Origin of the sequence: Paucibacter sp. B51 (assembly GCF_027863535.1) — a bacterium.
Lineage (GTDB): Bacteria > Pseudomonadota > Gammaproteobacteria > Burkholderiales > Burkholderiaceae_C > Paucibacter_A > Paucibacter_A aquatilis.
Window position 1 is genome coordinate 2069860 of the sequence record NZ_JAPIVN010000001.1, and the last position, 20533, is coordinate 2090392.

The following is a 20533-nucleotide window of genomic DNA, read 5'->3' on the forward strand; positions in this document are numbered from 1 at the left end:
GCTGAAGCCCGAGCCCCGGGCATTCCTGCGCGCTTGGCCTGGCTCACCCCCGCAAGTGCAGGGGGTCTTGTTGCAGCGTCGCGGCAACCGGGCAAAGCGCGGGCTTTTCCGCGGATGGTTGGGGCAGGTCAACGGCTAGGCTCTTGGCCATCTGAATCCCTTGCCCGGGAGGCCTGGATGGCATTCGCACATGAGCTGCTCTTGTTTCCTCTGGAATGCGAGGTGCAGGCCGCAGCCCAGCAGCTGCATGACAGCTCCGACTGGAACGCCCGCCTGGCGGTTGCCTGGGGCCTGCGCCAGCTCAACAGCCCGCGCGCCCAGGCCCTGGCCGTGGCCTTGCTTCAGGAGCTGGAGGAGTCCCAGGAGCAGACCGCCTTCATGGACCCGGCGGCCCTGAGCACCATGCGCGCCCGCCTGCATCTGGTGCAGGGCGAGGTGGCCATGCTGATGATGCGTCTGGACGACGCCCAGGCCTGCGTGGAGCGTGCCCGCGCTGAGCTGCAAGCCCACCCCAACCCCTGTGTGCAGGCCGATCTGCATGGGCTGCAAGCCAGCATCCATGCCGACCGAGGCGATGTCGACCTGCAACGCGACGCCCAGCAGAGCGCGCTGGACTGGGCTGACCAGGCCCAGGACGCCGAGCGCCAGCTCTACTACCGGGCCTGCCTGGCGCGCGCCGATCTCTTCCTCGATTTCGAGCTGGCCCGGGCCACCTGGTCCGAGCAGCTGCCCTCCAGCGGCGAGGGCCTGTCGGCCATGTGCCGCGCGGCGTTGTCGGACTACCGCGCCCTCGAACATGGCCTGGGCTCCGAGTATGTCGAGGCGGCTGCTTTTCTGGAGCAGTCCTACGAGGCCAGCCTGGAATCGGGCCAGGTGCGGCGCGCCATCGGCGCGGCCTCCAATCTGGGCTACAGCTACACCAGCATTTCCGATTTCGAAACCGCCCTGGCCTGGCTCAAGAAAGGCCTGGCCGTGGCGCGGCGCGTGCGTTGGCCCGGTGCCATCGGCCTGTGCCTGGCCCAGACCGGCGAGGCCTTGCGCCGCGTCGGCCAGACCGAGTCGGCACGCGAGCTGCTGCGCGAATGCCTGCAGACCCTGGCCCAGCATCCGCACAGCCGCACTGCCATGATGGCGCTGGATTACCTCGGCCAGGCCGAGCTGGACCATGGCCACTACGAGGAAGCGCTCAAGCATTTCGAGCTGTTGGGTCAGCGCGAGCGGCATTCGCATTCCAGCGATATGCGCACCGGTGTCGTCCTCGGCCGGGCCCGGGCTTTGATGCACCTGGGGCGGCTCGACGAGGCCAAGTCTGTGGCCCTGGAGGCCATCAAGGCTGCCACCGCCCAGCAACAGCGCAGTGATCTGGTGGAGCTGCGTGCCCTGGTGGCCGAGATCGAGCGGCGCAGCGGGGCCACACCCGACACGGTGCTGAGCTGGTTGCAGCTGGCCCTCGAGCAGGCGCAGGCGCTGGAAGCCTACCAACCCAAACCTGAGCTTCTGGACGCTGCCGCGGAGGCCCTGAGCCAGGCCGGCCGGCCCGAGGAGGCCTATGCCATGGAGCGCCGTGCCATGGCCGCGCGCCAGGCCGCCTGGGCCACGGCCTCACGCCATGCCCGCCAGCAGGTCGAGGTGGCGCGCAACGAGCGCCAGCATGCCCGCCAGCAGGCCCAGGCCAAGGAAGAGCGCCTGGCCAAGCTGCAGGCCGCCCACGAGCAGTTGCAGCAGCTGGTGGTGCTGGGCCGTGAGATCTGGCGCCAGCGCAGCCCGGGCCTGATCTTCACCGTGCTTTGCCGCGAGCTGCGCTCGGTGCTGAGCGCCGAGGTGCTGGCTGTCTACCGCCGCGATGCCAGCGGCCAGACCCTGGTGATGGGCGAATCGTCCAAGGGCGAGCATGAAGGCCTGCCGCTGAAGATCGCCGTCAGCGACCCTGACAGCCCTTGCGCCGCCTGCAGCCGCGACTGGACCGAGCGCCATGAGACTCTGGAGCGCGGCCCCACCCGCATCTTCGCGCCCATGGTCGGTGACGATGCCAACCCGGCCGTGCTGGTGCTGGAGCTGCCCGAAGGCCAGGCCTGGGGCACGCGCGAGCAGGGCATCCTGCGCCACCTGAGCACCGACGCCGCCCTGGCCTTCAAGCGGGCCATGGCTTGAGCTCACTGTCGACCGGCCGAGCCCCTTCTCTTGGTTGCGGCGCTGCCTTCTCCAAGGTCTGCCAGCCGAAGAAGCGCGCCACCTTGTGACCCTGTGCCCAGGTGTCTGCTTGCCCGAGTGCCATCAGTTCGCGCGTGTAAGGTGCTTCGAACAACAGGTAGCTGGCCAGGGCAGCCCCCTGTGGTCTTGGTCCGCCGGGCGCAGTCTTGCCCACCCCGGTGCCGCGCAAGAGGGTCCGCACAGCGCGCGGCAGGCTCTCTAGATGGCGAGCGGCGATGTCGTCCAGGCGCTGCGAGGGCGCGATCACCAGGGCGTCGAGCGGCCGCAGCGGTGTCTCGGCCAGGGCCTCGGGCGGCAGCAGGGCCAGGGTGCGGTTGATGCGCTCCATGCGCTCGATGTCCACCGCCAGCGCGTCGAGAAAAATGCCCGAGAGTGCATGGCCGGCCACCTGGGCCAGGCTGGGGTAGGCTGAGCTGCTCTCGCGCTGCAGGGCCGGCTCGTGCATGCGACCGGCGCCGATGATGAGCAGGCGGCGTGCGCCGAGATGGATGGCCGGCGAGAGCGGCGCCGTCTGACGCATCGAGCCGTCGCCATACCAGGCGCCGAGGCCGTCGTGGTGCAGGCGCGTGGCCGGAAAGATGAAGGGAATCGCCGAGGAGGCCAGCAGATGCTCTTGCGTCAGCATGGTCGGCACGGCCAGGCGGCTGGAGCGCAACCAGGGGGCGATCGGCCGCGCGGCCTGGTAGAAGCTGACATGCTCGCCGCTGCTGTAGCTGGAAGCGGTCACCGCCAGCGCTTGCAGATGGCCGCGCGCCAGCATGCTGGGCAGGCGGCTCATGGGCACCAGGCGGCTGAGCAGGCCGCCCAGCGGCGTGTTGTCCAGCAGCGAGCGCGGGCGAAAGCGCGCCAGCGCCCAGCCCAGCGACATCATGCTCAGCCAGCGCGCGCCGCTGCGCGCCACGCCCAGCGCGTCGCTGCGGTAGACCTGCTCGGCGCTGAATTGCGACCAGACCTCGGCCAGCTGGTCGACCCCGGCGTCGTAGTGGTCGGCATGGCAGGCCAGGGCCGCGCCGTTGATGGCGCCGGCCGAGGTGCCGACGATGACGCCAAAGGGGTTTGCTGGATCACCGCGGCTGTGCTGATGCTGGCGGCGCATGGCCGTGATGGCCTGCAGCACGCCCACCTGATAGGCCGCCCGCGCGCCGCCGCCGCTGAGGACCAGGGCGGTGGTGGCAGGCTGGTTCATGGCGCGGGCTCGGGGCTAGGGGACTCACGCCCGATTGAGGGTCAAGCCGCTCAGCCGGGGAGCAGGGGGCGGCAATGTCGCTCCGCTGGACATGGCTTCTCTCGTCCTGACCGTGTCGCATGCGGAGGTGAGCCGGCTCATGAAGATACTCCTTGAAGCGTGCGTGGGGCGGCGGCTGGAACAGAACGATGGAGCGTGCCGGGCGCCGCTGTCAGCACAGCCACCCTTGCCTGCAAGCGCGATCTACGCGAAACCTGATGCCGATGGGCTGGTTGTGATTTCACTGCAAATGATAAAAATACCAAGTGACCAATTGCACGAATTTAGCAATTCGTCGATCCGTGACGCCGGAAATGAGATCAAGTGCATCGGCTCCGTGTTGGCTTGCGCAAAAGCAAGACGCCGCCGCGCGGGGCGGCGACCTTGGGGCTTGATCCGTGAGAGTTGGGGTGGGTCCTATTGATCAGCGCTGCGAATCGGCCAGGCCTGGCTCAGGCCCCAGAGCATCTCGGGCAGCAGAAAGACCAGCAGCAAGGGGGCCTGGGTCTGCCACCAGGCCAGGGCCATCCAGAGCGAGAACAGTGCGCGCGCCGCGGCATCGAATCGGCCCAGATGAATCTGCGGGCGCCACAGTCGCAGCAGGGACCAGACGGTGACCAGGCTGCCCATCAGCTGGCAGAACAAGGCGTGCAGGGGCTCGAAAGCGGGAAAGGCCTGACCGCCCAGGGCCTGATTCAGGGCTGAGAGCTGGGGTAACAGCCAGGCCAGGGTCCAGGGCGTGGCAAAGCCGACGGTGAGCAGCAGATCGTAGAGCCCGCTGGCGCGCACCAGGTGCAGGTAGCGGCGTGGGTGGAATCGAGGCCATGTGATGCTGAGGACAGAGGACGGGAACATGGAATCTCCAGGACGTTGAACGGGCTTGAAAGCGCCAAGGGTTGGGCTTGAAGCCGGGCGCGACAGGCCCATCTCCACAGCCAGGGCCGCAGCCTCGGGCCTGGAGTACGCTCCAGGGTCAAGCCCTGGCCTTCGCCTTTTTTCTCCGACCTTGTGAACCCACCCTCCATCCGCCATGCAGATCGGTGAACTCTCCGCCCGCACCGGCTTGAGCCGGGACACCTTGCGCTTCTACGAAAAGCGCGGCTTGCTTCGCGCCCGCCGCAGCGACAACGGCTATCGTGACTACCCGCCCGAGGCCGTGCGCTGGCTGGGTTATGTGCGCATGGCCCAGGGCCTGGGCTTCAGCCTGGCCGAGATCGAGGCCGACTTGCCCCGGGTGACGGATGCGCAGCCGGCCGCCACGGCGGATGAGCTGCGGGCTGTGCTGGCGCGCAAGCTGCAAGAGATCGACGCCCGCATCGCCGGCCTGCAAGGTCTGCGCGCCGAGTTGCTGGCCCAGCTGCAGGCGCCGCAGCCGGCCTGCCCTTTGCGAGGCGTGGGCAGCGTGCGCGGCGAGGTGCTGGCATGAGCGGCGGCGGCCCCTTGATGATCCCGCCCGCAGGCGAGGGCTTGCCCGATCGCATCGCCCAGGCGGTGCTCAGCCTGGTGGCGCAGCGGCCGGAGTCGCAAGCCCTGCCCAGCATGCGCCCGGCCGATGCCGCGCGCCAGGCCACCGGTGAGGCCGCGGCCAAGGCGGCGCTGGCGGCCGGCTCTCTGGCCCTGCCGCCCGGGCCGCTGGGCTGGTTGACGGTGTTGCCTGAGATGCTGGCAGTCTGGCGCATCCAGTCCCAGCTGGTGGCCGATATTGCCGCGCTCTACGGTCGCACGGCCGAGCTGGGCCAGGCGCAGATGCTGTACTGCCTGTTCCGCCACACGGCCGCCCAGGCGGTGCGTGACCTGGCCGTGCGGGTGGGCGGGCGCTGGCTTGTGCGGCCGGCCACCACCGCGCTGCTGCAGCGCGTGGCCGGCCAGTTGGGCGCCAAGCTGGGCGAGAAGCTGCTGCAGAAGACCGTCTCGCGCTGGGTGCCCGTGCTGGGCGCGGCGGCGGTCAGCGCCTACGCCTTCTACGACACCCAGCAGGTCGGTCGCGTCGCCATCGAGCTGTTCGAGCGCGAGCAGGTGCTCGACAACCCTGTCTGAATTCCGGCCGCCGCGGCCTACACTGCGGCATGACCGCGGTTCTGCACAGCCCCAGCCCCCTGGCCCTGCGAGCCCCCGCCATCCTGGATGTGGAGGCCTCGGGCTTTGGCCGCGGAAGCTACCCCATCGAGGTGGGCTTTGTCGAGCCCAGCGGCACGGTCTTTTGCTCCCTGATCCAGCCCGAGCCCGACTGGTTGCACTGGGACCCGAGTGCCGAACTGGTGCACGGCATCAGCCGCGAGATCCTGCGCCGCCACGGCAAGCCGCCCGCTTGGGTGGCTGCCCAGATCAACGAGCGCCTGGCGGGCCAGACGGTCTACTGCGACGCCTGGGCCCATGACTACTCCTGGTTGGCGCGGCTGTTCGACAGCGCGGACATGATGCCGGCCTTCCATCTGCAGGATTTGCGCTGCCTGCTCAGCGAGGCCGAGGCGGCCTGCTGGCATCAGCTGCGCGAACAGGTGCGCGAAGAGCTCCAGCTCGACCGCCACCGCGCCAGCGCCGATGCCCGCGTGCTGCAGACGGCCTTGCTGCGCCTGCGGGCGCCGGCGCGCGGCTGAGGCCGACACGCCGCCTCAGCCCAGCTGGTCGAGATTGCCGCGCGCGCAGTTGCGGCCGGCGCGTTTGGCTTCGTAGAGCTTGGCATCGGCCTCGGCCACCATGGGCTCGAGCAGCAGGCGGTGGTTGGGGCTGATGCAAAAGCCCACGCTGATGCCGATGTGCAGTTCCAGCTGCTCGATGCGGAAGGGGGTGCCGATGGCCTGGATGATTTTCTCGGCCACGATGCGCGCGGCGCTTGGATCTTGCAGGCCTGGCAGCAGCACGGCGAACTCGTCCCCGCCCAGGCGGGCCACCAGGTCTTGCGGCCGCAGCACATGGCGCAGGCGCCCGGCAACGGCTTTGAGCAGGGCATCGCCGACCGGGTGGCCATGCTGGTCATTGACCGGCTTGAAGCGGTCCAGATCCAGGTAGAGCAGGGCGGCATAGCCGCTGCTGCGCCGGGTGCTGACGGCATCGAACAGGTCTTGCGCCTTCTTGTTGAAACCGCGCCGGTTGAGCAGCTGGGTCAGGGGGCAGGTTTGCGAGGCGTCACGCAGGCGCTGCTCCTCGCGCCGCGCCTCGGTCACATCGTGGGCGATGCAGATCACGCCTTCGATGGCCTCGCTCTCGCTGCGCAGCGGTGCGTAGCGCAGCTGCAGCACCAGGGCCATGTCCTCGCTCGTGGCCTGCGAGCGGGCATCGGCGGCCTGGGCCGTGCTGCGGTCATAGACGCGCTCCAGCTGGGTGGCCAGGCCTTGCAATGCACGATCGATGGCCGGGCGGCGCGCCTGGTATTCCTCGTCGCCCAGCAGTTCGGCCACATGGCGGCCCAGCCAGGCCTCGCGGCGGACGTTGTAGCGCCGCTCGAAGGCCTGGTTGAAGAAGAGGAAACGGGCTTCCAGATCGAGCACCGAGATCATGGCCTGCGAGGTCTGGGCAATGGCCCGCATCATGGCCTCGGTGCGCTGGCGCTCACGCTGGGCGCGCACATCGGCCGAGATGTCGCGAAGGATGACCGAGAGCGTCTCCACCGCGCCGCTGGCCTTGCGGTGAAGCAAGACGGTGGCCATGCAGGGCACGGGCTGGCGCTGCCCGTCGAGCACTGTGCCCTGGCCCTGCCACTGGCCCTGGGCCAGCACGGCGGGCAGGATCTCCTCACGGAAGCGTTCAGCGCCGCCGGGGGCGAAGAAGTCGGTGTAGGCCGTGTCGCTGAGATCGCTGTCCATGGGCACGCCCAGGCGCTGGCGGGCGGCCGGGTTCATGTAGATCAGGCGGTGGTTCTGATCCAGCTGGCAGACGTAATCGGGGGTCAATGCGAAGATGGCGTTCAGGGTGCGGGCGGCGCGCTGCTGCTCGGCCAGCTCGGTGATGTCCTCGACCGTGCCGACCTGACCCTGCAGCTTGCCATCCAGGCGCAGCGGCGCGGTGCGCACGGCCAGCAGGCGGCGCTGTCCATCGGGGCGCTGGATGCGGCTGAAGGCCTTGAGGCCCTCGCCGCGCCGGATCATCTCCAGCCAGTTGCTGCGCACGCGCTCGCGCCGCTCCGGCGCTTGCAGCTCCAGCCAGCCCCAGGCCAGCTGATCTTCGCGCAGGCCTTGCAATTGCAGATAGGTCGGGTTGGCGTAGACCATGCGGCCGCTCTGATCGCAGCGGAACAGGCCCAGGGGGGAGGCATCGCTGGCGGCGCGCTGGATCGCCTCTTCCAGGCGCACGCGCCTTTGCGTGCGCGCCAAGACCGCCGTCATCAGCAAGGCCAGGCCGCTGACCACGACGCTGAAACCGATCACCACCAGGCGTTCGATCCGGTGCCGCGCCAGCGCGGCGTTGTCGCCCTGCGAGACCAGCAGCTGCAGGCCAAACACATCGAGGCTGCGGTAGGCGCCGTGGCGCGGCTGGCCGTCGCTGGCCGCGCCGCTGGTGGCAAAAAAGCCCTCACGGCCGCTGAAGTCAGCGCGGCGCTCAGGCCGATCGGCGAACACATCCCGGCCGATGAAGCCGGGCAGCTCGGGCACGCGCGACAGCGCCACGCCGTCCGCGCGCAACAGGGTCACCGCGGCGGCCGGACCACGGGCGAAGAAGCCATGCAGGCGCTGCAGGCGGGTCAAATCAATCAAGGCCACGGCCATGGGCAGGCCAGAGTCACTGGCGCTCAGGCGCATCAGCATGGGAATCTGCATGGGCCCATTCGCGCGCAGCTGCAAAGGCAGACCGAGCACAGGCTTGGCCTCTGCATGGTCGGCCAGCAGGGCGAGGTAGGCCCGCTGCTGTGACAAATCGGCCGCCGGCTGGCCGCTGATGGCCGGGATGCGGAAGGCCAGGCCCTGGGCATCCAGCAGCAGCACATCGACCATGCCACGCGAGGTCTCACGCAAGGTGTCGGCCAGCTGGGCCAGGGAGACATCGGCCAGAGGCTCGCGCTGACCGCGGGTCAGCAGCCACAAATCGATGGTGCGCAGGCTGCGCTCGGCGTCGCGGAACGCCGCCTCGGTCTGGGCGGCTGCGGCCTCGGTGGCGCTGGCCATCTCGCTGCGCTGGTCCTGCAGCAGCTGAGCCGGGTAGAACAGGGTGAACCAGACCACGAAGCCCCAGAGCATCACCAGCACCAGGCCGATGGCCGCGAAAGGGCCGAGCGTCAGCAGCCCGGCCAGGCGTGAGCTTGGCAGCTCAGAAGGGGGCGGCGGCGTGGATTCTTCGGGCATCCGGCTTCGTGGCCGGCCACGATGGGGGCCGGATGCAAACATTGTGCGGCAAGCAGGCCGCGGGAGATCGGCCGAAAAGCGCCGAGCCGACCTCCTTTCGTTTCAGCGTGCGGCGGTGCGCGCGCGGCGCGTACCCAGGGGCAGCAAGCCCAGTGCCAGCAGGCCCAGCGCCAAGCTGCCTGGCTCGGGCACCTGGTTGCCCTGGGTGTTGAAGTTGCCCGTGCCGTCGCCCTGGTACCACCAAGTGCCGTTGAGCTTTCGGTCGTGGATGAGGTCCACGCGCAGCACGCCGTAGCGCTGGTCGCTGCTCTTCCAGACCACGAAGCTGCCGACGCCATTGTGGACATCGCCGTCGCCCAAGGCTGGGGTCGCGTAGGCGCCGTAATTGAAGTTGCTGGCGTCGGTGATCTGGTTGATGTCGGTCACGCCGGTGGCCACAGCCACCTGGAAGCTACCACCCGAACTCACCGAGTAGAAGTAGCCGAAGTGATTGGTGGCCCAAGACCATTCGATCTTGAGGAAGTTCGTGCCATCACCGATTTGAGTGCTGTAGCTCGACTCCTGCCAGCCGTTCAGGGTGCCGGAGACGACGCCGGCTTGGGCATGCAGGGCGGCAGCGGCCAGCGCGGCACTGGCAGCCAGGCGGATCAGAAATTTCTTCAAGAGCAGACTCCCGGTCATGAGGTGGTATGAACGCCGGGATTCTCTCGATCCTGTATCCAGAAGTAACGCGCCACCCCCGTGGATGATGGGCGGGTAAACCCCTGGATGTCACTGAAGAAGTGGACAAATACCAAAGCCTGGCGGGCGTCATGGGCCTGCAGCGAAAGCGCCGCGCGCGCCATGCTTTCGTTCAGCGCCGCTGAACCTGCAGCATGGGCACGGGGCTGAGTCGCTGCTCGGCCAGAAAGCGCTGGCGCACCTGCTCGATCAGGCGTTCGCCGTCCAGCCAGCCTTGCTGGCGCAGCAGCTGGGCCAGGTGCCAGGTGAAGACGCCGTGCAAGCGGGTGTTGGCCAGGCTGCCGCCCTTGGGCATCCATTCCTCGCGCACCCGCTCGTGGCTGCGGCCGGCGAAGAGCAGGGTGCGGCCGTCGCTGCGCGGGCTGCCGAAGCGGCCGGGGGCGCGTGTCGCCTTCGCGTCTGCCGCGCTGCTGCGTGCATGGCTCAGGGTCAGGCCGAGCTCGGCCGGGTGCAGGGCGCGCACGCGTGGGCCGGGGCTGGGTTCGCCTGGCTCGCTGCGCGCCATGCCGGCGGCATGGCAGGTGTCGAAGACGGCCCAGACCTGGGCGCCGCGGTCGACCAGGCGGTCGATCCATGTGCCGATCTCGTCGTCGAGCAGGGCGTTGGGAATCTGGCCGCTGGCGCCTTCGCCGCTCCAGGACTGCACGTCGGCGGGCAGCAGCACTTCGTCCAGGCCGTCGGCTTCAGGCCAGCGGGCCTCGCTGGCTTGTGGCTGTTGGCTGCCGTGGCCGGAGAAATAGAACAGCAGGCGCTCGCCCGCCCGAGCCTGCTGGGCCAGGTCTTCCATGGCTTGCAGGATGTCGGTTCGGCTCGGTGCGCCACTGAGGGCCTGGATGCGGCCGGCCTCCAAGCCCTGGCTGCGCAGCAGCTCTTGCATCAGGGCCACATCATTGTCCGGGCCATGCAACCAGAGCCGTGCCGGCAAGGCCGGGTAACGCGACACGCCGATGAGCAAGGCCCGGTCCATGCCGGGCAGGCGGGCGGTGGGGGCTGCCCCGACCTGGGCCGGTGCCCAGCCCAGGGCGGCCAGAGTCAGCAGGCAATGGCGGCGTGAATGGCGTGGAGAGCAGGCGTCAGGAGCAGGGCGCACGGCGAATTCGTTCAATGAATCCAGGTGAAGGCGGCCCAGAAATGCGGGTGGGCGCGGGTCTGGCCGCGGTACTGCTGCAACCAATGCCGCTGGGCACGAGCCAGCAGCGCTGGGCCCAGGTTAGCACGCGCCTGCGCGCGCGCCGAAGCGGCTTGCCACGGAGGCTGGGCGTAGAAGGCGCTCAACCAATCGGCCGTGCTGTCGTCGGCCACCCGCCACTGGGTGGCCATCAGCTGCTGCACGCCCGCCCCGCGCAAGGTGGCCGCCAGGCCCAGCCATTCGCGGCCGCGCCCGCGCCGGCTGCTGGCACCCTCGTCCAGCACCAGGGCGGTCTCGCAGGCCGAGAGCACGGCCAGCTGCACGCCGGCCCAGGGCAGGCGACCCAGCTCCACCAGGTTCAAGCTCTGACCGTCACCCAGCAGCAGATAGGACTGCTCACGCCCGGCCGGGTCGAGTACGAAATGGCTGGCCAGATGCACCAGGGCCGGGCCGGCTTCCAGCGCGGCTTGCAGGCGACGGGCGGTGAAATCATGGTCCAGCTGCAGCAGGGCACCGGTGTGTTGGCGCAGTGCCGCCAGCTCGCGCCGCACGGCCGGCAGGGGCGCCAGGCGGCCGTCCTCGCTGGCCAGGCTGCGGCCCAGGCCCAGCGCGCCCTGGCGCAGCTCGGGCGGCGGTGTGGCGGCGGCCGGCAGGCCGCTGTCCATGCTCAGGCTGACGCGTTCGACCAGGTAACGCTGGCCATCATGCAGGGCGGCAAAAGGCAGGTAGCGCAGCACATCATCCGCCGCGATGTCGAGGTGCTGGGGCTTCGGTGAAACGGGCAGCAGGCGCAGGGCAGGCGCCATCACAGCCAGGTAGAGCGCCTGCGAGAGGGGCAGGTCTTGCTCGCAGCGGCGCTCCAGGCATTGACGCAGGGCCAGGGTCTGCCGTGCCAGGGCGGTGCGCGTCAGGGGCAGCTGCAGATGGCGGGTGGGCTGGCCGGCGGCTTGCACCCGCAGGCTCAGCCGGCCCTCGCGCAGAAAGAAGTAGCTGAGGCGGGCATGGCCGGGTGCCAGGGCCGCTCTGTGGCTCGGGGCCGGATCGGCTCTGGCGTTTTCAGCGGTTTCGGTCGGCTCGGCCTCGTCTTCCGCCAACTGACGCAGTTGTTGCACGGCGGCGTCCAGTGCTGTCTGGGCGGCCTGCGAGCGCACAGCTGTGCGGTCCAGCAGGCCCACGGTCTGCTCGATCTCGCTGTCGATGCGGTCGGAGGCCTGGCGCAGCTCGCGGCCGATGTCGGCCAGGGCTCCGTGCCAGTGGCGTTCTGCGGCATTGAGCCGCAGATGACGCTCGCCGTCGCTGGCGCTGCGGCGCCCGCCGCGCAGCAGCTCGCCGCGTTCTTCCTCCTGCAGAAAGGCCAGCGCCGCCTCGCTGTCCTTGAAGCGGCCTTGGTCGATCAGCAGCTCGACCCAGGCCCGCAGATGGTGCTCGTAGCGGGCCAGACCGGCACGCTGCAGGTCGGCGCTGTCTTGCGGCAAATCGCTGCGCAAACGCCGCAAGGCCAGAGCACCGAGCTTGTAGAAGACCAGGGCCAGGCGGGGCTGGCTTGCGCTGAGGCGCTGGGCGTTCTCGAACAAGGCTTGGGATTCATGGGCCGGGCTGCGGCCCATGGCCCCCAGGGCCAGGGCGCGCCACTGGTGCCAGGCGCGCAGCCGTGGCTCCAGCCGTGCCCGGGCCAGGTGCAGGATGGCGCGGTTGCTTTGCAGCGGTGTGCTGTGTTTGGTCACGATGCGCTCGACCTCGCCTGCGGCCCAGCGCATGAGCTCGGCGTCACCCTCGCGTTCGGCCAGAGGCAGCAGGGCTTCGGAAAAGAACAGGGTGTAGTTGCTGCCGAATCCCTCGCCCTCGACGATGTCCCGACCCCGTGCCAGCGCCTGCGCATCACCCAGATGGTGGCGGGCCAGCTGTTCGTACAGCCGGGTGGGCAAGGCCTCGGTGTAGACCAGGCCGAAGGCCTGGCCGGGGCTGCGTGCGGCTTTCTCGGCCACCTGCAGCACCCGTGGGTAGTCGCCCGCGGCATGGCTGAAGCGAACCAGATTGTTGTAGGCCCGGCCCAGGCGCATCCAGGCCGGTCGGCCGGCGGCCTGCTCGGCCTCCCAGTAGGCCACCACCTGCTCATGCTCGCGGATCGCCTCCATCACCTGGCCGCGCTCGTACATCACGATGGAGCGCTCGCTCTGCAGCAGGCGCAGCAGGCGTTCGTCGCCGGCTTGCTCAGCCTGGGCGCGCTGGAAGGCGGTGTCGATCAGATGCCAGGCCTGGTCGATGCGGCCGAGCCGCCGGTGGTAGGCCGTCAAGGGCCGGGCGAGGATCAGGGTCGGCGCTGCATCGGGACCGAGTTCCCGGGCCAGGGTCTCGGCCAGGGCTTCCATCTGCGGCCGCGCGCCGACGGTGCCGTAGAGGCTCTCGCTGAGGCTGACCAGCTCCTCCTGGGCCCGCTCGGCGGCGGGGCTGCGGGCACCGGGTCCGGCCGCTCGCAGGACCTGCACGCGGGACTGGATCTCGCCATCCAGCAGGCTTTGCGCTTCGCTGAGCCGGCCCTGGTTCAGCAGGCCGCCCCAGAGCATGCGCAGCATCTGCATGCGGGTTTCAGCGTCGCCAGAGGCCGCAGCCCGCGCCTCGTGGGGGCGATGAAGGTCCAGCAGTTCCGGCAGCGGCCGGTCGGGCCGCTCGCTGAGGATCTGATGGAGCCGAAAGCCATGCAAGGCCCAGAGCGAGAAGCCGGCCACTTCGTCGGGCATCAGCTGCCAGGCGCAGTCTTCCCAGGCTTGGTAGAGCCGGTGGCGATCCGACAGGGTCTCGATGTTGAAGGCCTCGCGGTTCATGGCCGCCAGGCCGGGGTGCGGCTGCCGCGCCAGCGCCTCGGGATCGCGCGCGCAGGTGCTCTCGGGATTTGCCCGCAGGGGCCCGAAACTGAGCAGGCTCAGGGTTACAGTCAGCGCCCGTGCGAAGCGCAAGCCTGCGCGTCGCACGCTTTGATTGTTGCGCTGGAGGCGCGGCCTGCGGTGTTCTCCCATGTGCCCGATTTTTCTTGTCCCGTTGCCGTGCTTCTTGGCCGGCCCCTCGTCTGGCGCCGGCTCGCCCGGGCCGAATCCTAACCAGCCCCATGTTCGATCGCACCGAGGATGAACCAGAAGCACCGGCCCCGCGTGCCGGTGCCAGTGAGGCCGATCTGGCCGCGCTGTATCCGCAGTGGTATCCGCGCCTGCTGCGCTATTTCGTGGGCACCTGCGGCTGCAGCGAGGCCCTGGCCCATGAGCTGGTGCAGGACAGTTTTGCCGCGGCCCTGCGCGGCCTGGCCGGCTTTCGCGGCGAGGCCCAGCTCTCGACCTGGCTCTGGCAGATTGCCGGCAACACCTTGCGGGCCCATCTGCGCCGCCAGCAGCCCCTGCAGCTGGGGGCCGAGCCGGACGAGGACGCGGTGGCGCAAGACCTGACCCTGGGCTCAGGCCTGAGCTTTTCCGAAAGCACGCATCTCAATGATCTGAGCGACTGTGTGCAGCGGGCTTTCCGACGTTTTCAGGCCCAGGAGCCCGAGCGGGCCGAGGTTCTCTACCTGGCTTATGTCGAGGGCTGGACCCGGGCCGAATTGGCCCAGCGCCTCGGTCGCAGCGAGCACGCCACCACGGTCTACCTGGCCCAGTGCCGGGCCAAACTTCTGCCCTTGATGCAAGACTGCCATGACTGCTGAGCACCCACCCAAACTTCCGCCGGACGCCAGCACGCCCGATGCGCAGGCCTTGCGTCAGGCCGGCGATTGGCTGGACGGTCTGGCCGGCCGGCCGCGGCCGGCGCCCTCGGAAGGCGCTGCCGAAAGTGAGTCGAAGGAGGCCTGGCAGCAAGGCCAGCGCCTGCGCCGCGGCCTGGATCGACTGCCGCAGCCGCCGCTCGCGGCCATGGACTGGGCTGAGGTTCGCGCCCGCGCCGGCCTGCAGCTGCAGCCCGCGGCGGTGACGGCGCTGAAGAATCCGCCGCCCGAGTCGGCCAATCACAGCCCGCTTCGCCACAGCAAGCCCAGCGGCGGCCGCTGGGCCTGGGGCCTGGCCGCCTCGTTCATGTTGGGTGGTGTGCTGCTCTGGCCGCTGCTGTCGCCGAAGGACCCAGGGAGCGCCGAGGGCGCCTGGCGCGGGGCGCCCCCGACGCCAGAGGCGGCCGTGGCCGTCTGGAAGGTGGCGGACGTGGCCGAGATGGCCCGTCTCAGCGTGGACCTGAGCGCGCAGCTGGAGGCCCTGGGTGCGAGCGTCGAGATCGCTTCGCGCAAGCCCTCCGGGGCGCGCGATCGTGATGGCCTGTGGCTGCACATCCGCTGTGCCGAGGCTTGCGATGCGGCCCGGGTGGACCAGCGTCTGGCCGAGCTTGAAACCGCGCTGCAGCCGGCTGCCGATGGCACGCGCAGCTTGAGCCTGAAGCTGCTGCCGCGCTGAAGCCTGCTGTGGCGTGCGTGCCGTTTTTGGCACGATCTCGCTTGCTCTGCGTGCGCCCAGGCCCGATATTGGGGCTTGGCATCAGCAGGGAGACACGAATGAAATTGCGGTTTCAGGTCTTGGCTCTGGGTTTGGCCGGCACCTTGTTGGCCACCCTCACCGGCGGCATCGGCTTGTGGTCGGCCAATCGTCTCGGCGGCAATATCGAGGACGCGCTCCATGCCGCCGCTGCGCTGCAGGCCAGCCAAGAGGCGGACATGATGCATGACGCCATCCGCGGTGATGCTCAGCTCGCCCTGCTGGGCGCCTTGGAGCAGCAAGCAGCCCGCATCTCTGAAGCCGAGGCCGGGCTCAAGGAGCATGCTGCCACCTTCGAGAAGAACCTGGCCCTGCTGGACCAGGCCACGCTCAGCGAGGAGGCCCGCCAGGCCTTGCGCACGGTCCGGCCCTTGGTGGCGCGTTACGTGCAAGCGGCGCGCGAGATGGTCCAGGCCGCCCACAACGATGCCGCCGCGGCGCAAAAGGCCGGTCCGGCTTTGCAGGTCGCGTTCACCCAGCTGGAAGACCAGATGGCGGAGATGTCCGATGCCATCGAGAAAACCAATGAACGCCTGAATGAGCAGGCGGAGCAGGGTGTCAAGATGACCCGGTACCTGATGGCCGTGGCCTGGCTGGCCTCGGCCCTGGCCATGTTGCTGGCCTCGCTGTGGCTGGCCCGCCAGATGACGCGGCCCATGAATCAGGCGGTGCGCGTCGCCCAGGCCCTGGCCTCGGGCGAGCTGGGCAACCGCATCGAACCGGCCGGCAACGAGGAAACCCAGCAGCTCTTGCGCGCCCTGGCCGAGATGCAAGGCAGCTTTGCCGACATCGTGCGCGAGGTCAAGCGCAATGCCGACGAGGTGGCCAGTGCCAGCACCGAGATCGCCCACGGCAACCAGGATCTTTCCGACCGCACCGAGCAGCAGGCCAATGCCTTGCAGCGCACCACCTCGACCATGTCCGAGCTCGATGCCAATGTGCGCAACAACGCCGACAACGCCGAGCAGGCGCGTCAGCTGGCCGAGCAGGCCTCCAAGGTCGCGCTCAACGGCGGCGACATGATGGGCCGGGTGATCTCCACCATGGGCGGCATCAACGACAGCTCGCGCCGCATCGCCGACATCATCGGCGTGATCGATGGCATTGCCTTCCAGACCAACATCCTGGCCCTCAATGCCGCGGTCGAGGCGGCGCGTGCCGGTGAGCAGGGGCGCGGCTTTGCCGTGGTGGCCGGCGAGGTGCGCGGCCTGGCCCAGCGCAGCGCCGCGGCGGCGCGCGAGATCAAGGATTTGATCGACACCAGCGTCGGCCAGGTCGGGCAGGGCACCGAGCTGGTCAACCAGGCCGGCCAGACCATGGATGAAATCGTCAGCGCCATCCGCCGGGTCACCGAGGTGGTGGCTGAGATCAGCCGTGCCTCGGGCGAGCAGAGCGCTGGGGTGCGCGAGGTCGGCCAGTCGGTCGCCCATATGGACCAGGCCACGCAGCAGAACGCAGCCCTGGTCGAGCAAAGCGCGGCCGCCGCCGACAGCCTCAGCCAGCAGGCCCAGCAACTGGTCAAGGCGGTGGCCGCGTTTCGCTTGCCGGGCTGATTTTCAGGCGCTGCTGCGCGGTTCAGGCCGCAGCGGCCAGCTCGGCGGCGATTTCCTGCCGTGCTGCAGCGGGCCAGGCCACGGCGCGAGGTGCGCGCGCCGGGGTCCAATCGGGCCTTTGCTGCAGCGAGGGGCGCAGCTCGGGCACGGCGGTGGTGCGGGCTCCTGGCGCCAGTGCAGCAGATCCACGCGTTCGGCAAAGTTGAGCGAGGGCGGGCCGCCAGATGGAGCAGCAAGGCCGGTGGGATGACCGCCCAATCGCCGGCATCGAGCTGCAGGGTCCAGCGCTGGTCGAGCCCCTGCAGCTGCAGCAAGACCTGACCCTCCATCAGCAGAAATAGGTCTGGCGCGTCCGTCAGTGAGCTCTGACCCGGTGGGGCTTGGACAGATCATGTCGGGTGGCATGGCGGCGTTGTGCCTGGTGCCGCGGACCTAGTTGCGCACATTGATGGCGGTGATGCTCATGGCAGTCTCCTGATGAGGTTGTGTTGGCGCTTTGGCCTTCGAGAGTTGCCAGCTTAGGACGCGGTTTCAGTCAGGAAACGAAGCGAAACGCGAGAGCTCGTGCGCGCGGCAGATATCGGGGCGGGGCGTGGCCGCGACCCTCGGCATGCCGCGGGGGGGCTGAGCGCTCGGGCAGGGTTTGGCCTGGCAACTCGTGCGGGCGCGATCGCTGGCCGGGCGTGCTTTTGTGCCTTTGCCGCCTGGTTCTGTGGCCGCGATCGCGCGTTGAGCCCCCCATCCCCCTAGAACCTCAGTGCCCCTCATGGCAGCGCTTTCGGCGCGAGGCCCTGCACTGCTTTGCCCAATGCTGGCGGGGCTTGCGGGCGATCGACAACGAAAACCCCCGCACGCGCCTGCCAGGTCGGTGCACCGCGCATCATCAAATCTAATGATGTTGTGCGGTCAACGCCCCTCATAGGCTGCGCGGGCCTGATGCAGCCATTCCCGGTCGTGACAGGCAGCGTGCCGCCGTGGCCCGGTGCTGCGGTGGGCGGATCGAGTCCCGAGCGTCGCGTCGTGCGCCTTGTCGAAACGGCGCCAGAAGGAGTTTTCCATCATGCCTGCGCAACTGAACTATCCCGGCGTCTACATCGAGGAGCTGCCCAGCGGGGTGCGCACCATCAGCGGCGTGGCCACCGCCATCGCGGCCTTCGCCGGCTCCGCGCCCCGGGGGCCGATCAACAAGGCGGTGCGCCTGTTCAGCTTCTCGGACTACGAGCGCCGCTTCGGCGGCCTGGCCCTCGACTCCGAGCTGGGCTATGCCGTGCGCCAGTATTTCCAGAACGGCGGCACCGAGGCCTATGCCATCCGCCTGGTCAAGGACGCCAGCACGGCCGAACGCAGCCTGCGCAACGCGGCCGCCGCCGATGTGCTCAAGCTCACGGCGCTGGACGCGGGGGCCTCGGGCAATGGCATCGAGATCCGCGTCGATCACCAGAGCGCCAACCCGGGCAGCAGCTTCAACCTCTCGCTGTTGCGCGCCGAGGATGGGGTGGCCGAGAGCTATGCCAATGTCTCGATGAACTCCGCCGATGCGCGCTATGTGCTGGATCTGGTCAATGCCAGCTCGCAGCTGGTCAAGGCCAGTCGCCTGGTCAGCAAGGCTGCGCTCGATGCCTTGACGGCTGGCACTTCGCGAAGCCTGCCCCTGGCCGATGTTGCGACATTGCTGGACGCCAACCACAACGAGTTCAGGGTCTCGGTCAACGGCCTGCCGCCGGTCAAGGTCTTGATCGCTTTGCCGGGCGACATCGGCGGCGGCACGGCCACGCAGCGGTTGGACAGCTTGTGCGCCGCCATCCAGCTCCAGGTGCGCGCCCAGGCCAACAGCCAGCAGGCCTACGACCTGTTCACCTGCGCCCGCCCGCCGGGCACCCAGCAGATCTTGATGACCTCGGGCCAAGGCGGCGAGTTCTCGCAGGTGCGGGTGCTGGCGGGCCAGAAGAACAATGCCAGCGGCGTGCTCAAGCTGGGCGCTGCCTCGGGCGGCCTGGAGGTGGACGCGGTGGCGACCATCCGCCCGGCACCCGTGCCCGATCCGGCCACGCTGAGCAGCGCCGTGTTTGCGGCCAATGACCTCAACACCCTGCCGGATGCCACGCACAGCGCGCTGCGCATCAGCCTCGATGGCTATGGCCCCGATGTGGTCGATATCGGCAGCGCAGCCGCCGCAGGCGCTGACCTGGCTGCCAAGCTCGACGATGTGGCGGCGCGCCTGCAAGCCGCCGTGCGTGCTTTGAAGCCGGGCCACCCGAGCTACCGTGATTTCACGGTCAAGGTCAGCGGCACAAGCCTGGTGCTGGCCACCGGTTCGCGGGGTGCCGGCAGCAGCATCGCCGTCAGCGCCGCCCCGGCCAAGAGCATCGCGAGCGAGCTGCACCTGCTGGCCGGCGCCACCAGCACCCAGCCGGGGAATCTCTACCTGGCCGGCGGCACCGAGACGCCCTACGCCGAGGCCGATCTCTACCCCACCTTCATTGCCGACCGCGCCAAGCGCCAAGGCATCTATGCGCTGGAAGAGGTGGATCTGTTCACCTTGCTCAGCCTGCCCGGTGTGACCGAGCCGGGCGTGCTGGCCGATGCGGCCGCTTATTGCGAAGAGCGCCGTGCCTTCTTCGTGATCGATGCGCCGCCCTCGGCGCAGGACCCGGCCCAGATGGTGGCGGCGGTCAACGGCACCGGCCTGCCCAAGTCCGACCATGCGGCGGTCTACTACCCCTGGGTCTACATCGCCGACCCGCTGCGCAATGGCAAGCTGCGCCTGACCCCGCCCAGCGGCACGGTGGCCGGCCTGTTCGCCCGCACCGATGCCGAGCGCGGCGTCTGGAAGGCGCCGGCCGGCACCGAGGCCACGCTCAGCGGTGTGCAGAAGACCGCCTACACCCTGACCGATGGCGAATGCGGCGCGCTCAACCCTCTGGGCGTCAACTGCCTGCGGGTGTTGCCGGTCTACGGCGCCGTGTCCTGGGGCGCGCGCACCTTGCGCGGCGCCGATCAGATGAGCTCGGAATACAAATACGTGCCGGTGCGTCGCTTGGCCCTGTTCCTCGAGGAAAGCCTCTATCGTGGCACCCAGTGGGTGGTCTTCGAACCCAATGACGAGCCGCTCTGGGCGCAGATCCGGCTCAATCTGGGCGCCTTCATGAACAGCCTGTTCCGCCTCGGGGCCTTCCAGGGCAAGAGCGCCAAGGAAGCCTACCTCGTCAAGTGCGACCGCGAGACCACCACCCAGGACGACATCAACCGCGGTGTCGTCAACATCCTCGTCGCCTTCGCGCCGCTCAAGCCGGCAGAGTTTGTCGTCATCCGCATCCAGCAGCTGGCTGGTCAGATCCAGGTTTGAGTCAAGGAGTCGCGTCATGGCCCAGTTCACCGTCAACGCCCAGCGTTTCGATCCCTACAAAAACTTCAAGTTCCGCGTCAAGTGGGATGGACGTTATGTCGCCGGCATCAGCAAGGTCTCGGCGCTCAAGCGCAGCACCGAGGTGGTCAAGCACCGCGAGGGCGGCGACCAGAGCAGCAGCCGCAAATCACCCGGCCGTACCGAGTTCGATGCCATCACCCTGGAGCGTGGCGTCACCCACGACACCGAGTTCGAAAAATGGGCCAACAAGGTCTGGAACTATGGTTCCGGCCTGGGCGCCGAGGTCTCGCTCAAGGACTTCCGCAAGGACCTGATCATCGAGCTCTACAACGAGACCGGTCAGCTGGTGCTGGCCTACAAGGTCTTCCGTGCCTGGGTCAGCGAGTTCCAGGCCCTGCCGGACCTGGACGCCAATGCCAATGCCGTGGCCATTGCCCGCCTCAAGCTCGAGAACGAGGGCTGGGAGCGCGACTACGAGGTGGCCGAGCCCAACGAAGTCAGCTTCACCGAGCCGAGCTGATCTTTCGCGCCT

The 20533-nt window shown here is 69.0% G+C and carries 17 protein-coding genes; 10 read left to right on the top strand and 7 right to left on the bottom strand.

The genetic code is table 11. From position 1 onward, the window contains the following. Positions 1-177 precede the first annotated feature (177 nt). Positions 178-2151 carry a hypothetical protein gene (locus OOB33_RS08825; protein WP_271008400.1) on the top strand — a complete coding sequence of 658 codons (1974 nt, stop codon included), beginning with the start codon at positions 178-180 and terminating at the stop codon, positions 2149-2151. On the opposite strand, the gene OOB33_RS08830 is transcribed toward OOB33_RS08825, so the two are convergent. After that, positions 2132-3397: a patatin-like phospholipase family protein gene (locus OOB33_RS08830; RefSeq protein ID WP_102767944.1), complete on the bottom strand. Its 1266-nt coding sequence runs from the start codon at positions 3395-3397 to the stop codon at positions 2132-2134. The genes OOB33_RS08825 and OOB33_RS08830 overlap by 20 nt on opposite strands. A 139-nt stretch (positions 3398-3536) precedes the next feature. Between OOB33_RS08830 and OOB33_RS08835 the strand changes: the two genes are divergently transcribed. Further along, positions 3537-3860 (top strand): hypothetical protein, encoded by a 324-nt coding sequence (locus OOB33_RS08835; protein WP_271008401.1) that lies wholly within the window; start codon positions 3537-3539, stop codon positions 3858-3860. Here the strand turns inward: OOB33_RS08835 and OOB33_RS08840 are convergent. After that, positions 3854-4291 carry a hypothetical protein gene (locus OOB33_RS08840; RefSeq protein WP_271008402.1) on the bottom strand — a complete coding sequence of 146 codons (438 nt, stop codon included), beginning with the start codon at positions 4289-4291 and terminating at the stop codon, positions 3854-3856. The genes OOB33_RS08835 and OOB33_RS08840 overlap by 7 nt on opposite strands. Before the next feature lie 175 nt (positions 4292-4466). Between OOB33_RS08840 and OOB33_RS08845 the strand changes: the two genes are divergently transcribed. Genes OOB33_RS08845 through OOB33_RS08855 form a run of 3 tightly spaced genes read left to right on the top strand, consistent with a single transcriptional unit; the run spans position 4467 to position 6033 of the window. Beyond that, complete coding sequence (locus OOB33_RS08845; RefSeq protein WP_271008403.1) at positions 4467-4862, top strand: MerR family transcriptional regulator; 396 nt, start codon at positions 4467-4469, stop codon at positions 4860-4862. Then, the gene (locus OOB33_RS08850) at positions 4859-5473 is read left to right on the top strand and encodes a hypothetical protein (RefSeq protein WP_102767941.1); all 615 of its coding nucleotides are present in this window, start codon (positions 4859-4861) and stop codon (positions 5471-5473) included. Before OOB33_RS08845 ends, OOB33_RS08850 begins: the two co-directional genes overlap by 4 nt. Positions 5474-5502: 29 nt before the next feature. After that, a complete protein-coding gene (locus OOB33_RS08855; RefSeq protein WP_102767940.1) occupies positions 5503-6033 on the top strand; it encodes a 3'-5' exonuclease in 531 nt (176 codons plus the stop codon). Between the two features lie 15 nt (positions 6034-6048). Here OOB33_RS08855 and OOB33_RS08860 read toward each other — a convergent pair whose 3' ends face one another. From OOB33_RS08860 to OOB33_RS08875, 4 genes are all read right to left on the bottom strand, one after another. Further along, the gene (locus OOB33_RS08860) at positions 6049-8712 is read right to left on the bottom strand and encodes a diguanylate cyclase domain-containing protein (RefSeq protein ID WP_271008404.1); all 2664 of its coding nucleotides are present in this window, start codon (positions 8710-8712) and stop codon (positions 6049-6051) included. 102 nt (positions 8713-8814) lie between these two features. Further along, positions 8815-9375 carry a PEP-CTERM sorting domain-containing protein gene (locus tag OOB33_RS08865; protein WP_271008405.1) on the bottom strand — a complete coding sequence of 187 codons (561 nt, stop codon included), beginning with the start codon at positions 9373-9375 and terminating at the stop codon, positions 8815-8817. 190 nt (positions 9376-9565) lie between these two features. Next, positions 9566-10543, bottom strand: a complete 978-nt coding sequence (locus OOB33_RS08870) for a caspase family protein (RefSeq protein WP_271008406.1) — start codon at positions 10541-10543, stop codon at positions 9566-9568. 11 nt (positions 10544-10554) lie between these two features. After that, positions 10555-13551 (bottom strand): CHAT domain-containing protein, encoded by a 2997-nt coding sequence (locus OOB33_RS08875; protein WP_271008407.1) that lies wholly within the window; start codon positions 13549-13551, stop codon positions 10555-10557. 134 nt (positions 13552-13685) lie between these two features. Between OOB33_RS08875 and OOB33_RS08880 the strand changes: the two genes are divergently transcribed. The 3 genes from OOB33_RS08880 (at position 13686) to OOB33_RS08890 (ending at position 16634) form a co-directional block, all read left to right on the top strand. Beyond that, entirely contained in the window at positions 13686-14270 is a 585-nt protein-coding gene (locus tag OOB33_RS08880; RefSeq protein ID WP_271008408.1) for an RNA polymerase sigma factor, read from the top strand. Then, on the top strand, positions 14260-15003 hold the full coding sequence (locus OOB33_RS08885) for a hypothetical protein (RefSeq protein ID WP_271008409.1): 744 nt from the start codon (positions 14260-14262) through the stop codon (positions 15001-15003). Before OOB33_RS08880 ends, OOB33_RS08885 begins: the two co-directional genes overlap by 11 nt. A gap of 98 nt (positions 15004-15101) precedes the next feature. Next, on the top strand, positions 15102-16634 hold the full coding sequence (locus OOB33_RS08890; RefSeq protein ID WP_271008410.1) for a methyl-accepting chemotaxis protein: 1533 nt from the start codon (positions 15102-15104) through the stop codon (positions 16632-16634). A 22-nt stretch (positions 16635-16656) separates the two neighbouring features. On the opposite strand, the gene OOB33_RS08895 is transcribed toward OOB33_RS08890, so the two are convergent. Beyond that, the gene (locus OOB33_RS08895; RefSeq protein WP_271008411.1) at positions 16657-16782 is read right to left on the bottom strand and encodes a hypothetical protein; all 126 of its coding nucleotides are present in this window, start codon (positions 16780-16782) and stop codon (positions 16657-16659) included. A gap of 912 nt (positions 16783-17694) precedes the next feature. On the opposite strand from OOB33_RS08895, the gene OOB33_RS08900 reads away from it, so the two are divergent. Together OOB33_RS08900 and OOB33_RS08905 are read left to right on the top strand one after the other, a co-directional pair. Continuing rightward, a complete protein-coding gene (locus OOB33_RS08900) occupies positions 17695-19980 on the top strand; it encodes a phage tail sheath family protein (RefSeq protein ID WP_271008412.1) in 2286 nt (761 codons plus the stop codon). A gap of 16 nt (positions 19981-19996) precedes the next feature. Next, positions 19997-20521 (top strand): phage tail protein, encoded by a 525-nt coding sequence (locus OOB33_RS08905; RefSeq protein ID WP_102767933.1) that lies wholly within the window; start codon positions 19997-19999, stop codon positions 20519-20521. The last annotated feature ends 12 nt before the right edge of the window (positions 20522-20533 follow it).

Excerpts from the sequence above, each read along its gene's own strand:
- OOB33_RS08825 (WP_271008400.1), top strand. The coding sequence starts at position 178 with ATGGCATTCGCACATGAGCTGCTCTTGTTTCCTCTGGAATGCGAGGTG.
- OOB33_RS08830 (WP_102767944.1), bottom strand. The coding sequence starts at position 3,397 with ATGAACCAGCCTGCCACCACCGCCCTGGTCCTCAGCGGCGGCGGCGCG.
- OOB33_RS08835 (WP_271008401.1), top strand. The coding sequence starts at position 3,537 with ATGAAGATACTCCTTGAAGCGTGCGTGGGGCGGCGGCTGGAACAGAAC.
- OOB33_RS08840 (WP_271008402.1), bottom strand. The coding sequence starts at position 4,291 with ATGTTCCCGTCCTCTGTCCTCAGCATCACATGGCCTCGATTCCACCCA.
- OOB33_RS08845 (WP_271008403.1), top strand. The coding sequence starts at position 4,467 with ATGCAGATCGGTGAACTCTCCGCCCGCACCGGCTTGAGCCGGGACACC.
- OOB33_RS08850 (WP_102767941.1), top strand. The coding sequence starts at position 4,859 with ATGAGCGGCGGCGGCCCCTTGATGATCCCGCCCGCAGGCGAGGGCTTG.
- OOB33_RS08855 (WP_102767940.1), top strand. The coding sequence starts at position 5,503 with ATGACCGCGGTTCTGCACAGCCCCAGCCCCCTGGCCCTGCGAGCCCCC.
- OOB33_RS08860 (WP_271008404.1), bottom strand. The coding sequence starts at position 8,712 with ATGCCCGAAGAATCCACGCCGCCGCCCCCTTCTGAGCTGCCAAGCTCA.
- OOB33_RS08880 (WP_271008408.1), top strand. The coding sequence starts at position 13,686 with ATGTTCGATCGCACCGAGGATGAACCAGAAGCACCGGCCCCGCGTGCC.
- OOB33_RS08885 (WP_271008409.1), top strand. The coding sequence starts at position 14,260 with ATGACTGCTGAGCACCCACCCAAACTTCCGCCGGACGCCAGCACGCCC.
- OOB33_RS08890 (WP_271008410.1), top strand. The coding sequence starts at position 15,102 with ATGAAATTGCGGTTTCAGGTCTTGGCTCTGGGTTTGGCCGGCACCTTG.
- OOB33_RS08900 (WP_271008412.1), top strand. The coding sequence starts at position 17,695 with ATGCCTGCGCAACTGAACTATCCCGGCGTCTACATCGAGGAGCTGCCC.
- OOB33_RS08905 (WP_102767933.1), top strand. The coding sequence starts at position 19,997 with ATGGCCCAGTTCACCGTCAACGCCCAGCGTTTCGATCCCTACAAAAAC.